7 protein-coding genes are annotated in these 14125 nt (G+C 73.1%); 3 read left to right on the forward strand and 4 right to left on the reverse strand.

What is annotated here, in order from left to right; translation table 11 throughout:
• Positions 1-362 precede the first annotated feature (362 nt).
• Entirely contained in the window at positions 363-1145 is a 783-nt protein-coding gene (locus P0Y31_RS11905) for a hypothetical protein (RefSeq protein WP_275869602.1), read from the forward strand.
• Positions 1146-1273: 128 nt separating this feature from the next.
• On the forward strand, positions 1274-5692 hold the full coding sequence (locus P0Y31_RS11910) for an FtsK/SpoIIIE domain-containing protein (RefSeq protein ID WP_275869604.1): 4419 nt from the start codon (positions 1274-1276) through the stop codon (positions 5690-5692).
• A gap of 31 nt (positions 5693-5723) precedes the next feature.
• Here the strand turns inward: P0Y31_RS11910 and P0Y31_RS11915 are convergent, their stop codons facing one another.
• Entirely contained in the window at positions 5724-6131 is a 408-nt protein-coding gene (locus P0Y31_RS11915; protein WP_275869606.1) for a hypothetical protein, read from the reverse strand.
• Between the two features lie 376 nt (positions 6132-6507).
• On the opposite strand from P0Y31_RS11915, the gene P0Y31_RS11920 reads away from it, so the two are divergent.
• Entirely contained in the window at positions 6508-6756 is a 249-nt protein-coding gene (locus P0Y31_RS11920) for a WhiB family transcriptional regulator (RefSeq protein ID WP_056882623.1), read from the forward strand.
• A 96-nt stretch (positions 6757-6852) separates the two neighbouring features.
• On the opposite strand, the gene P0Y31_RS11925 is transcribed toward P0Y31_RS11920, so the two are convergent.
• The 3 genes from P0Y31_RS11925 to P0Y31_RS11935 are packed head-to-tail and all read right to left on the reverse strand — an operon-like array spanning position 6853 to position 13983.
• Positions 6853-8340 (reverse strand): PAS domain-containing sensor histidine kinase, encoded by a 1488-nt coding sequence (locus P0Y31_RS11925; RefSeq protein WP_275869608.1) that lies wholly within the window; start codon positions 8338-8340, stop codon positions 6853-6855.
• 38 nt (positions 8341-8378) lie between these two features.
• Entirely contained in the window at positions 8379-9074 is a 696-nt protein-coding gene (locus tag P0Y31_RS11930; RefSeq protein ID WP_275869610.1) for an MOSC N-terminal beta barrel domain-containing protein, read from the reverse strand.
• Positions 9075-9096: 22 nt separating this feature from the next.
• Positions 9097-13983: an NAD-glutamate dehydrogenase gene (locus P0Y31_RS11935; protein ID WP_275869612.1), complete on the reverse strand. Its 4887-nt coding sequence runs from the start codon at positions 13981-13983 to the stop codon at positions 9097-9099.
• Positions 13984-14125: the final 142 nt, after the last annotated feature.

Here is a 14125-nt window from a genome sequence, read left to right on the forward strand (position 1 = left end):
GCGCGACGCGATGCCTGGTCACCACGTGCAGCCGCGACCCGTCCGGGAGCACGGCGTCGACGAAGGGCGAGGAGAGGTCGACCCGCTTCGTAGGGGTAATGCCCCGGTGCGTGCCCTTTGTCCACAGCGCGGTCGCGGTTTCGACCTGACGCCGGGCAGCGGGTAAGGTCCCCGGGTCCAGCTGACCGCCCCGCCTCTCGCGGTGGCAACAGCCGTGGCGAGGACGAGGTGCCCCCGGTCCCCGGGCACCGGTCCCTCCCCTGCCCCCGCCGGGTGCGTGCCCGCACCTCCGGCGGCCCATGCCGCCTGCCCTCCCTCGGGGGCGCCAGCTGGGCGGTCAGATCCCCGCACCGGAAGTACACATGCCCGCCTCACCCTTCACCCGCTCGCTCGTCGCTGCCGCCGCAGCACTCGTCGCCGCCGCCTCCGCCTGCGCGGGGCCGGCGGCCCCCGCTGGTCCTGCGAGGCCACCGGAGGGCGATGCCCGGCTCGCCGCCGAACTGGCGGCCCAGTACCGGGAGACCGGCCAGGTCAGGGAGGCCAGGGACGAGGCGGTCCGCGCCGAGGCCAGGTCGGCGGCGGTGGCACAGGCTCAGCGGGCACGGGTCGGAGCGGCGCGAGCAGCACGCAAACAGGCCGAGGCACGCGCCCAGGCGGCCAAGGCGCGGGCCGCCCGCTCCGCGGCCCGCGCAAAGGCCGAGCCCGCAGCCTCCGCGGCACCGGCTCGCACCTCCTGGCCGGCCCTCAACCGCGCCATCGCGTCCATCCCCGGCTACCGCGACGGCATCGCCATCTGGCAGGTGTCGTCTCAGTACGGCCACTACGGCATCACGGACGCCAACCGGCCCGGCGCGGCGCGGATCTTCATCTCGCCCAACGTGCCCGCCGACCGGCTGTACTCGGTCGCCGCCCACGAGTACGGGCACGCCGTGGTCATCGCCAACTACGGGACCGGGTACGGGCCCTACACGGAGTACAGCCGCGACATGGCCAACTGGTTCGGGGGCGACCGCGTCACCGGCCTCGAGCGGGCGGCCGACTGCATGGCACGGCTCCTCGGGGCGTCCTGGCTGCACTACACCAGCTGCGCCGACCCCACCTGGCAGAAGGGAGCCCGCATCCTGCTCGCCGGAGGCCGGCTCTGACCCGTCCGCGCTGACGCCGGCGCCGAGCGGCCTGCATCCTACGGCTCCTCGCGGAGCGCCCGTCCCGTCCTCCACAGGCGGTGGACAACCTCGATCGGCCGGTTACCGCCCCTCCTAGCGTCGCTCCCATGCACCTTCAGATGACGGTGGTGTGGGCCGACGGGGGGCGGGGCCCACTCGAGGTCCTCGTGGACGCACCCGCGGGGGCCACCGTCGCAGACCTCCGTCGCGCGCTGCAGGGCCACGTCGGCCCGCACCTCGCCGAAGGACAGTGGCGGCTGCGGGCCGCCGGGACGCCGGTGCGCGACACGGATGCGGTGGGTCAGGGCGCCCTGCTCGACGGCGCCGTGCTGACGGTGCTCCCCGGCGGCGGGGACCAGCAGGCACCCGGCCCGGGTGGCGGACACGGCAGTCGGCCCGGGCACGCCAGCCCCCTCACCCTGGCCGTGGTCTCCGGCCCCGACGCCGGACGGGAGTTCACGCTCACCTCCGGCTCGGTCCGGGTCGGCCGGGGCTCCGGCGCCGACCTCACCGTGGCCGACCCCGACCTCTCCCGGACCCACGCCCTCCTCACCGTCGGCGCCGACGGGGTCCACGTGGTCGACCACGCCTCCACCAACGGCACGCGCGTCGACGGCCGACCTGTGCCCGACCAAGGCCTGCTGCTCAGCACCTCCGAGACGGTCGCCATGGGGTCCAGCCGGTTCCGGGTGCGCACCCCGCACCGGCAACCCGCAGCGGTGACCCCCGCACGGGACGGGACCCGGCTCGTCAACCGCAGTCCGAGGATGGCCCGGCAGGCGCAGCCGGCCACCTTCACGATCCCCGCGGCACCGCCCCGCCCGCACCGGCCCCGCCTTCCGTGGGTGGCGATGCTCGTGCCGCTGCCCATCGGCGTGCTCCTGGCGCTGCTCTTCTCCCCTGCCATGCTGGCGTTCGCGCTGATGACCCCGGCGCTCATGGGCGCCACCGCGATCACCGACCGCGTGCACGGAAGGCGTTCGTATGCCGCGCAGCTCGCCGAGCACGAGGCGGACGTACGGCGCGTGCGCGCCTGCGCCGCAGTCGCCGTGGCGGAGGAACGGCGGGCCCGCCAGCGGGTGCTGCCCGACCCCGCCGAGGTGCTGGCGCTGGCCAGCACGCCGTCCACCCGGCTGTGGGAACGGCGCCGCTCTGACCCCGACGTCCTCGAGCTGCGGCTCGGCACCTGGACCGCATGCGCGCAGGTCCGGCTCGTCAGTGCAGGACAGGACGCGCCGCCGGAGCACCTCGAGGCACCGGACTCCCCGTGTGCGGTGCCGCTCGGCACTCTCGGTGTCCTCGGGATCGCGGGTCCCGCAGCACAGACTGCAGCCGTCGGCCGCAGCCTCGTCGGCCAAGTGGCCGCGCTGCACTCCCCGCGGGATGTCGACATCTGGCTCCTGGCCGCCCGGCGGGCGGACTGCGCTGCGTGGCAATGGCTCTCGCGCCTGCCCCACAGCCGCGTCCGCGACACGCAGCGACGGATCGCCTGCCTCGAGACGGGTGAGTCCGCCGTCGCCGCGGCGGTCCAGGAGCTGCGGGTCGCCGTGGACCATCGCCGCCAACAGCGCCAACCCGGCCAGCCGTGGACCGGCGAACGCACCCTCGTCATCCTCGCCGGTGCAGGCCTGCTGCGTGAGCAGCCCGGCGTGGCGGGGCTGCTGGAGCACGGACCGCCGGTGGGCCTGGTCTTCCTCGCCCTCGACGAGGAAGCGGGGCGGCTGCCGAGCGAGAGCGCGGCGGTGGTCGAGGCCCTGACGGCGGGCACGAAGGCCACGCGGTGGCGGCTCACCACCCACGGCGACCCCCAGGGTCACTCCCTCGTGGTGGACCAGGTCGGGTCGTGGTGGGCCGACCGCCTCTCCCGCGCCCTCGCACCTCTGCGCGACTCCACGCCCGAGGACACCGAGAGCGGGTTGCCGCACGAGGTCGGGCTGCTCGACCTGCTGCCCTTCGACGCGCGGGACCCGCACGCCGTGCAGCGGCAGTGGGCTGCCCAGCCCGCCACCACGCAGGCACCCGTCGGCGTCGCGGCCGGCGCGACACACACCATCGACCTCCGCCGCGACGGTCCCCACATCCTGGTCGGCGGAACCACCGGGTCGGGCAAGTCCGAGTTCCTCCGCACCCTGGTCGCGGGCCTGGCCGCCGGCAACCGCCCCGACCGGCTCGCGTTCGTGCTCGTCGACTACAAGGGCGGAGCGGCTTTCGGCGAGTGCGCAGCCCTCCCCCACACGACCGGCCTGGTCACCGACCTCGACGCCCACCTGACCGCGCGTGCCCTCATCTCCCTCGGTGCCGAGCTACGGCGCCGCGAGGCGCTCTTCGCGGCCGTGGGCGCGCGTGACCTCGACGACTGGGAGCGGCGACGCGGATCGGAGCACCCGTCGGTGCCGCGACTCGTCATCGTCATCGACGAGTTCCGCGTGCTGGCAGAGGAGTTCCCCGACTTCATCGCCGGGCTGGTCCGTGTCGCCGCCGTCGGACGGTCGCTGGGCGTGCACCTCGTCCTGGCGACGCAGCGTCCCGCCGGTGTGGTCTCCGCCGACATCAAGGCCAACGTCAGCCTCCGCGTCGCGCTGCGGGTCCGTGACCGGGCCGACTCCGACGACGTCATCGACAGCCCCGCCGCTGCGAGCATCAGCGAGGCAGCACCCGGCCGCGCCTTCGCGCGCAGCGGCAGTGAGCCGCCGCAGCTGTTCCAGACGGCCAGGGTCGCCGGCGCCGCGTCATCACAGCTGAGGGAAGCACCGCTCAGCGTCCTGCCGATCGACTGGGCCGCCGGTCCCCCGCAACCCCCTGCAGTCCAACAGCGGCGCGGCGCCGACCCCGGTGACCCTCGCGCCGGTGCGAGTCCCGACCGGCGCGACGGCCGGGACCACCCGGACGACTCGGACCTCTCGGTCCTGGTCACGAGCCTGGGCACAGCCGCCGCGGCCATGGCCATCGCTCCTGTCGCGCCGCCCTGGCTGGCCCCGCTCCCCGAGCACCTCACCGCGGACAACCTCCCCGCGGTCGACGCGCTGGGCGAGTGGGTGGTGCCGCTGGGCCTCGCGGACCGCCCGGCCGCGCAGCGCCAGGAGCCGCTGCTGTGGGACCTCGCCGAGGCGGGCCACTGGGCGGCGGTGGGCACCACCGGCAGCGGCCGCACCGGCTTCCTCCGCCTGGTGGCGGGCGCGGCGGCACGGCGGCTCACCCCCGCGCAGCTCCACCTGTATGCCGTGGACGGCGGCCTCGGGGGCCTGCGTGGCCTCACGAGCCTGCCCCACACCGGGGCCGTCGTCTCCCGCGACGACCGCGCACGGCTCGAGCGCCTGGTGCGCCGGCTGGAGGCGGAGGTCGACAGGCGGCAGCACCTGATGAGCCGGCACGGCCACTCGTCGCTCGCGAACTGGCGCGCGGCCGCAGCCCGCGACTCCGACACGACCCCGCCCCCTCCGGCCACCATGCTGCTCCTGGTCGACGACTGGGACCTCGTGGTGCACGAGCTCGACGCCGCGGACCACGGCCTGCTCAGCGACCGCCTCGTCACCCTCCTGCGGGTCGGCGCCGCCGTCGGCCTGCGCGCGGCCGTGACAGGAGACCGCACCGTGCTCTGCGGGCGCACCGCCTCCCTGTTCGCGCGGCGTCTGGTGCTGCGACTGGCCGAGCCGGGGGATGTCGTGCTCGCCGGGCTGGGACGCGACGCGCTGCCCACGGTGCAGCCGCCGGGTCGCGCCGTGGCGGCCCCCGATGGCACGGTCGTGCAGCTGGCCGAGCCGCCGGCACCGGCGACGGTGCCGGCGGGCACGGCGGAGCAGCTGCCCCCACCGCTGCGTCCGCTGCGGGTCGAGCCGCTCCCGGCACAGGTCGACCTGGACGGCCTCGGCCCCGTGGGCGAGCTGCGCGCCGGTCAGGTCACGGTCGGCATCGGGGGCGACGACCTGCGGCCGGTGGGACTGGACCCGCACCGCGACGGTGGGCTCTGGCTGGTGGCCGGGACGCCCCGCAGCGGCAAGTCGACGGCGCTGCGCACGCTGGCCACCTCCCTGCTGCGGGCCGGGCGGCAGGTCGCGCTGGTCACCACGCGGCCCGGTCCGCTCGACGGGCTTCGCGGCACCCGTGGCGTCGCCTGTTGGGCCTCGCCCGACGACGTCGCCTCCCTGGAGTCGGCCCACCGACGGGACCCGGACCTCGCCGTGCTCGTCGACGATGCCGACCAGCTGCTCGACACCCCGGTCGAGCCCGTGCTGCGTGACCTCGCCCGTGCCGCCCGTCAGGGGTCCGGGCTCGTGACGTGCTCAGCCGGCACGAGCACGCTGCTCACGCAGTACCGCGGCGTCGCCGTGGAGGTCGCCCGCAGCCAGACCGGTCTCCTGCTGGGCGCGCGCGGTGTGGGGGACGCCGAGCTCTTCGGGCTTCCCGGCCGGGGCCCCGCGCCGGCCGACCGCGTGCCGGGGCGGGGCCTGCTCGTGACGGCCGCAGCGACGGTCGAGGTCCAGGTGGCGACGGTGGCCGAGCCCGCTCGGGCTTCGCAGACGGCCTGAGCCCACGACCGCTGCGGCGGTCATGCCTTGGTCACGACTCCGGGTTGGAGGTGCCGGCCGCGACGGCAGAGGCGATGCCGGTCAGCGCGACGGCAGCGACGACGAGGGCGATGAGCCCGCGCCCGCTCTGCACGAGCCCCCAGGCGACCGGCAGGAGCAGCAGGTTCCACACGACCGTGGGGGTCTTCGGCCAGTCCGCACCGGCGACCCAGAACCGGGCGATCGCCAGGAGGCCCACGGCGAAGACCGCGACGAGCACGACCTCCATGACCACGCGTGTGGGGCTGTCGGATCCGGATGACGCCAGCTCGACGAGGGAGAAGACGCAGAACCCCAGCAGGAACAGCCCCTGCAGCGCGCACACCGCACTCGCCACCACCCGGGAACGGTCCACGCTGTGGGACGACGGGCGGTCGGAGGGGCTGGGGGCGGCACTCACGGGCGTCAGGCTAGCCGAGCGCCACCGGCCCTCCACCGCGCAGATCCGGCGGCGGCGGGTGCGGGTTGTGACCAATCCCTCAGGCAAATCGCCACGTTTCCTGAAAGAAACCCCTGTGAAAACCTCGCGTCATCTGTGAGGGTGGAACAGAAAGCCGCCGCTGTGCCGTTGGCAGAGACGTGTGTCTTCCCCGAGAATGACCGCACCCCTGCGTTTCATCCTCCCCACACCGTGGGCCTCTTCGCTAGCATGGCCGATCGGCTGTGCGACCCGAGCGGCGCATGACCCCCGCACGACGCAACGACGCGCCTTGCCAGCCGACCACCCCCACCGGCACCCCCTGCGACACCCCGCAATGACAAGGAGCACGATCTTCATGGACTGGCGCGACCGCGCTGCCTGCCTCGACGAGGACCCGGAGCTGTTCTTCCCGATCGGGAACACCGGCCCGGCGATCCTGCAGATCGAGGAAGCCAAGGCCGTCTGCCGACGCTGCGAGGTGGTCGACACCTGCCTGAAGTGGGCCATCGAGTCCGGTCAGGACGCCGGCGTCTGGGGCGGCATGTCCGAGGACGAGCGCCGCGCCCTCAAGCGCCGCAACGCTCGCGCCCGCCGCGCCGGCTGAGTCTCCCACCGCACGCCGCGCTGGGGCTTCCCCCGCGCGGCGTTTTCGCGCCGCCGACCGGCGCAACCGGCACACCCGGCATACTCGGCACCGCCGTCAGGCGGAGGAGTCCCGGCTGAGCGGCCGGAGCCGGGCGACGAACCGCACCCGCGTGCCTCGCGGGTCCGCCGGCTCCCACGTGATGCGCCCGCGCAGGTCCTGCACCAGCGACTGGACGATCTGCGTCCCGAGGCCTGAGCGGCCCGGCGCGAAGTCCGGCGGCAGCCCCGCGCCGTCGTCGGTGATGCTCACCTCGAGCACCTCGTGGCCGTCCTCGCCCGAGCGCTTCGCCGCCACCTCGATGGTCCCGCCCCGCTCGGCGAGCGCGTGCTCGGCGGCGTTCTGGATCAGCTCGGAGAGGATCATCGCGAGCGCGGTGGCGTCCTCGGCGCGGAGCAGGCCGAACTCGCCGACGATGTGCGAGTGGATCGGGTGCTCACCTCGAGCCACCTCGACCACGGCCTTGAGCCCCTGGCTGGCGATCTCGTCGAAGTTCACCCGCTCGTCGAAGCCCTGGCTGAGCGTCTCGTGCACCAGGGCGATGACGCCGACGCGGCGCACCGCTTCCTCGAGGGCCGTGCGCCCCTCACCCTCCGGCAGCCGGCGGGCCTGCAGGCGCAGCAGGGCAGCCACGGTCTGGAGGTTGTTCTTCACCCGGTGGTGGATCTCCCGGATGGTGGCGTCCTTGGTGATGAGCTCGCGCTCGCGACGCCGCAGCTCGGAGACGTCGCGGAGCAGCAGCAGCGCCCCCGTGCGCTGGCCGGCCTCGGTGAGCGGAATCGCCCGCATCGAGACGCTCGCACCTCGCGCGCCCACCTCGGTGCGCCACGGCGCCCGGCCGGTCACGACCAGTGCGAGCGACTCGTCGACCGGCGACTCGTCGCGCAGCAGGTCGGCCACCACCTTGGCCAGCAGCTCACCGATGACGTCCCCGACGTGGCCGAGCCGGTGGATCGCCGACAGCGCGTTGGGACTGGCGTACGTGACCTCGCCGTTGACGTCGAGCCGGATCACGCCGTCACCGACGCGGGGCGCGCCACGGCGCAGCCCGGTGGGGGCGGCGGCGTGCGGGAACTCGCCAGCCGCGATCATCCGTGCCAGCGCGTCCGCGATGGCCTGGTAGGTGAGCTCCAGGCGGCTCGGCGTGCGCATGGCCGCGAGGTTCGTATGCCGGGTCAGCACCGCCAGCGCGCGGCCCGCCTTCACGACGGGGATGGCCTCCTCGCGCACCGGCATGTCGTCGCGGAAGGTCGGCTCCTTGGAACGCACGATCCGCTGCCCCGAGTACGCCTGGTCCAGCAGCGCGTGACGACCCCGGTGGCTGCGCCGACCGACGACGTCCTCGAAGAACACCATCTGGCCGGTCGTCGGCCGCACGTGCGCCACGGCCAGCCAGCCCTCGACCCCGCCGGGCACCCACAGCACGAGGTCGGCGAAGGACAGGTCGGACAGCAGCTGCCAGTCGCCCACGAGCAGGTGGAGCCACTCGACCTCGGCGGGAGCGAGGTCGGTGGCTTCGGAGAGCGCCTCGTTGAGGGTGGGCACGACACGCAGCCTAGTGATGGCGCTGCGGCCGCCAGGGGTCAGCCCGTGACCTGGTCGCCCTCGCGCAGCAGGCCCGGCTCCACGACGTCGGCGTAGACCCCGGCGCACATCTCCCGCTCGGCCCCGACCACCTTGAGCAGCCCGTCGAGCGCCGGGAGGCCCACCTGCTCGAGGTCGACCATGCGGCAGCGCTCGATGCGTTCGACCGGCCTCAGCACGACCTCCCCCACTCGCACCTCGCGCCCCAGCCATCCCTCCTCCTCGAAGGGCTCAGCCGTCTCCACCACGAGGTTCACCCGCAGGTGCCGAGGGTCCACCGGCCCCTCCAGCTCGCACAGCGCACCCAGCTCGCGCAGGGTCGCGGTGCCGACCAGGCTCACCTGCCCCGCGTCCTGGTGGGCGATGTCGGCCTCGGGCGCGACCTCCACCTCCTCGCCGAAGTGCTCCGACAGGGCGAGGTCGGCCGCTCCCTCTCCGGCGACGACCTGCCGCCCGTCCGGCAGCACGACCTCCACGCGGTCGCCCACGGTGCGGGCCGCCAGCGTGAACACCTCGTCCATGCGGCGGAACCGGTTGGTGCGCTTGCCGCTCGCGAGCCGGCCCTCCTCGTCGTAGACCGCCCACTCGCGGTCGCCCACCAGGCCCCGCCCGTCGAGGGCCGCCGACTCCAGGCGCTCCCCCGCCATCGACTTCACGGGGAAGCGCCACACCTCGACGAGGCGGCCCAACGTCACCACCGCCCGTCGTCCGCCACGGCTAGACGGCCGCGCCCGCCCGGATGACCGAGCGCAGCGTGCGCAGGGCCACCGACAGGGCGGCGATGTTCGGCCGCTCGAGGCGCTCGATGCCGGCCAGCGCGTTCCGGGCCCGGGCGAAGGACTCAGCGTTCGCGTGGGCCCACTGCTCGTAGCGCTCCGCCGGCGGCTTGTCCGCGTCGCTCGCGTCGATCGCGGAACGCACGAGGGACTCCAGCACGGCATACAGGTCGTCCCGCAGCGCACCGCGCGCCAGCGCGTCCCACCGGTCGTCGCGCGGAAGGTTGGTCACGCGGCCCAGCATGAGGTCGATGCCGAACCTCTCGGAGACGACGAAGTACAGCGGCGCGACCGACTCCGGCGACTCCCCCGTGTCGGTGGCGATGTCGACGATGTCGAGCAGCGAGAACTGGTCGAGCAGGCTGGCCGACCGGCGCGCGAGCTCCGCGGGGATGCCGAGGTGCTCGAACGCCAGCGCGTTGCGCTCCATCCGCTTGAGCTCGGCGCCCTTGAGCATGTCGGGGATGCGGGGGGCGAACTGGCGCACGACAGCCTCGAACCGGGCCACCTCCTTGGCCACGTCGAGACGCGAGGGCCGCGAGGTGAGGAACCAGCGGATCGACCGGTCGATGAGCCGGCGGAACTCGAGGTAGAGCTGGGTCTGCACCTCGGTGTCGACCTGGTTGTCGAGCGCCTCGACCTCCGTGACGAAGCCGGGCAGGTCGAAGATCTCGCGGGCCACCACGAAGGCACGCGCGATCTGCTCGGGCGTCGAGCCGGTCTCCTCCATGGCCCGGAACGCGAAGGTGATGCCCCCGCGGTTGACCATCGAGTTCACCACCGCGTTGGTGATGATCTCCCGGCGCAGCGGGTGCTGCGCCAGCGGTTCGGCGAACTGCTCACGGATCGGCTGCGGGAAGTACTCGGCCAGCGTCGCCTGGAACCACGGGTCGCCGGGCAGCTCGGACTCGAGCAGGTCCTCCTTGAGGGCCAGCTTGGAGTAGGCGACGAGCACCGAGAACTCCGGCGACTTCAGCCCCAGCCCCTCGCTCGCCCGCCGGTCGAGCTCGGCGTCGGACGGCAGGAACTCGAGCTCACGGTCGAGGTCGCCGCGCTCCTCGAGCCAGTGGATGAGCCGCTGGTGCACGGGCAGCATGCCGTGCTCCTGCGCCCGGGCGTTGCCGAGCAGGATGTTCTGCTCGTAGTTGTCGCGCAGCACCTGGGCCGCCACCTCGTCGGTCATCGAGGCCAGCAGCTTGTTGCGCTGCTTGAGGGTCATGTCGCCCTCGCGCGTGAGGCCGGTGAGGAGGATCTTGATGTTCACCTCGTGGTCGGAGGTGTCGACACCGGCGGAGTTGTCGATGGCGTCGGTGTTGATCCGCACGCCGTGCAGCGAGGCCTCGATGCGGCCGAGCTGCGAGAACCCGAGGTTGCCGCCCTCGCCGACGACCTTGCAGCGCAGCTGGTGGCCGTTCACCCTGATGGCGTCGTTGGCGCGGTCGCCGATCGAGGAGTGCTCCTCGCTGGCGGCCTTGACGTAGGTGCCGATGCCGCCGTTCCAGAGCAGGTCGACCGGCGCCTGGAGGATGGCCTTCATGAGCTCGGCCGGCGTCATGGTCCGGGCGCCCTCGGGCAGGCCCAGGGCCTCGGTCATCTCCGGGGTGATCGAGATCGCCTTGAGCGACCGGTCGAACACGCCGCCGCCCTTGCTGATCAGCGTCTCGTCATAGTCGGCCCAGGACGACCGCGGCAGCTCGAACAGCCGCCTGCGCTCCGGGAACGACGTGGCCGCATTCGGGTTCGGGTCGACGAAGATGTGCCGGTGGTCGAACGCGGCCACCAGGCGGATGTGCTCGGACAGCAGCATGCCGTTGCCGAAGACGTCGCCGCTCATGTCGCCGATGCCCACGGCGGTGAAGTCCTGCGCCTGGGTGTCGACGCCCATCTCGCGGAAGTGCCGCTTGACCGACTCCCAGGCGCCGCGGGCGGTGATGCCCATCGTCTTGTGGTCGTAGCCGGCGCTGCCACCGGAGGCGAACGCGTCGTCGAGCCAGAAGCCGTAGGACTGCGCGACGCCGTTGGCGATGTCGGAGAAGGTCGCCGTGCCCTTGTCGGCCGCGACCACGAGGTAGGGGTCGTCCGTGTCGTGGCGCACGACGTCTGCCGGCGCGACCACCTCGCCGGCGACCCGGTTGTCGGTGATGTCGAGGAGGCCGGAGATGAACATCTTGTAGGACGCCACGCCCTCGGCCAGCCACGCGTCGCGGTCCAGCGTCGGGTCGGGCAGCTGCTTGGCGTAGAAGCCGCCCTTGGAACCCGTCGGCACGATGACGGCGTTCTTGACCATCTGCGCCTTGACCAGGCCGAGCACCTCGGTGCGGAAGTCCTCGCGCCGGTCGCTCCAGCGCAGGCCCCCGCGGGCGACCGGGCCGAACCGCAGGTGCACGCCCTCGACCCGCGGGCTGTAGACCCAGATCTCGAAGGCCGGCCGGGGTGCCGGCAGGTCGGGCACCGCCTTGGGGTTGAGCTTGAGGCTGACGTAGGACTTCGCCCCGCCGTCCTGCGCCGACTGGTAGTAGTTCGTGCGCAGCGCCGCCCGGATGACGCCGAGGAAGGCGCGGATGATCCGGTCCTGGTCGAGGGACTTCACTCCGTCGAGCGCCCGCTCGATGTGCCCCACGACCTGCTCCTCGGCGGCGGCGCGGTCGGGACCGGCCGCACCGGCATACCGGCTCGGGTCGAACCGTTCCTCGAACAGCTCGACGAGCATCGCGGCGATGGGCAGGTTCTGCACGAGGGCGTTCTCGAGGTAGTCCTGGCTGAACGTGGACTGGGTCTGGCGCAGGTACTTCGCGACCGTGCGGATGATGACGACCTGGCGCCAGGTCAGTCCGGCGCCGAGGACGAGGGCGTTGAACCCGTCCGACTCGGCGTGGCCGTTCCACACGGCGCCGACGGCCTCCTGGAACAGCTCACGCGTGCGGTCGCGCGAGTCCCCGGTCCAGACCTTCTCGTTGTGCACACGCAGGCCGAAGTCGTAGATGTGCACGGTGACGCCGTCGGCGCGGGAGATCTCGTAGGGACGCTCGTCGACGACCTCCACCCCGAGGTGGGTGAACATCGGCAGCACCTGGGTCAGCGACAGCGGGCCGCGGCGGTAGAGCTTGAAGCGTCGCTCGTGGCTCGGGGCGCCGGGCTCCTGGTACATGTTCAGCCCGGTGGCCTCCTCGGTGTCGAGGGCCTCCATGTGGCGGATGTCGGCGACACCGACCCGGGGCGTGAAGTCCTCCTTGTAGGCCTCGGGGAAGGCCCTGCCGTAGAGGCCGGTGAGCCGGGCCGCGGCCTCCTCACCGTGCTCGGTGCGAGCCGCCTCCGACAGGTCCTCGTCCCAGGTGCGGGTGGCGTCGATCAGCTGCTTCTCGAGGACGTCCTGGTCGACCTCGGGGATGCGCTGGCCCTGCGGGACGCGCACGACGAAGTGCAGGCGGGCCAGCGCGGACTCCGAGACACGGGTCGTGTAGTCGACGCTGGCGCCCGAGAACGCGTTGCGCAGGATCGTCTCCATGCGCAGCCGGACGGCGGTGTTGTAGCGGTCGCGCGGGATGTAGACCAGGCACGACATGAACCGGCCGAACTCGTCCTTGCGCAGGAAGAGGCGGGTCTTGCGGCGCTCCTGCAGGTGGAGCACCGCGGTCGCGTTGTCGTGCAGCTCGTCCTGGTCGGCCTGGAACAGCTCGTCGCGCGGGTAGGTCTCGAGCACCTCGAGCAGGTCCTTGCCCGAGTGCGAGTCGGTGGCGAAGCCGGTGCGCTCGAAGATCGCGTTGATCTTGTCCTGCAGCACGGGGATCCGCGTCACCGACTCGGTGTAGGCGGTGGAGGTGAACAGGCCGAGGAAACGCTTCTCCCCGGTGACCTCGCCCTGCTCGTCGAAGGTCTTGATGCCGACGTAGTCGAGGTAGGTCGATCGGTGCACGGTGGCCCGGCTGTTGGCCTTGGTCACGATCAGCAGCTTGGGCTCACGTGCCACCACGCTGGCCTGCTCGCTCAGGCGCACGCCCTCGGGGCTGCTGTCGTAGCGCAGCAGGCCCAGCCCGGAGCCCTGCACGGCGGTCAGCACGTCCGTGCCGTCCTCCCGGCCGAGCCGGTACTCGCGGTAGCCGAGGAACGTGAAGTGGTTGTCGGCGAGCCAGTCGAGCAGGCGTCGGGTCTGCTCCACCTCCCCCTCGGGGATGCCCACCGGCGGGCTGGCCCTGAGCGCGTCGGCGACCTCGCTGCACTTGGCGCGCATCTTCGGCCAGTCCTCGACGGCCTCGCGCACGTCGGAGAGCACCCGGCGCAGGTTGGCGGCGATCTCCTCGCGCTCCTCTGCGTGGCTCTCGCGGTCGACCTCGATGTGCATCCACGACTCGCGCACCACGCCGAACTCGCCCTCGGGCCCGAGGTCGACACCGGAGTCACGGGTGCCGCGGCCGATGACCTCCTCGAGCTCGCCGGCAGCGTTGCGGCGCACCACGATCAGCGGGTGCACGATGAGGTGGACGGTGCGCCCCATCCGGCCCAGCTCGGCGGTCACCGAGTCGACGAGGAAGGGCATGTCGTCGGTGACGATCTGCACGACGGTGTGGCCGCTGGCCCACCCCTGCTCCTCGACCTCGGGGTTGAACACCTCGACGTTGACGGTGCCGATGGGCCGGCTCTTGGCCAGCTCCTGGTGGTGGGTCGCCGCACCAAGCAGGTCCTCGGGCGCCCGGGCGAGCAGGTCCTCGGTCGCGACGTGCCGGTAGTAGCCCTGCAGGAACGTCTCGAGCCCCTCACCCCCCGCGTGGGCCCCCAGCTCGGCCGCGGCGTGCAACAACTGATCTCGAGACTGCTCCAGCGATGCAGACATGCTTGTGGTCGTGTTCCTCCGTCGTCGGGTGGGCCCACGCCTTTGTGCGCCCGGGACGAGCCTAGCGCCGATCGCGACGGGGCAGGACGGGACCGGCGCGTCCCCGCCCGGGACGGCTGGGGCGGCCCCTCCGTCAATCGGG

It is taken from the genome of Knoellia sp. 3-2P3, assembly GCF_029223115.1.
In the GTDB taxonomy this organism is placed as follows: domain Bacteria; phylum Actinomycetota; class Actinomycetes; order Actinomycetales; family Dermatophilaceae; genus Pedococcus_A.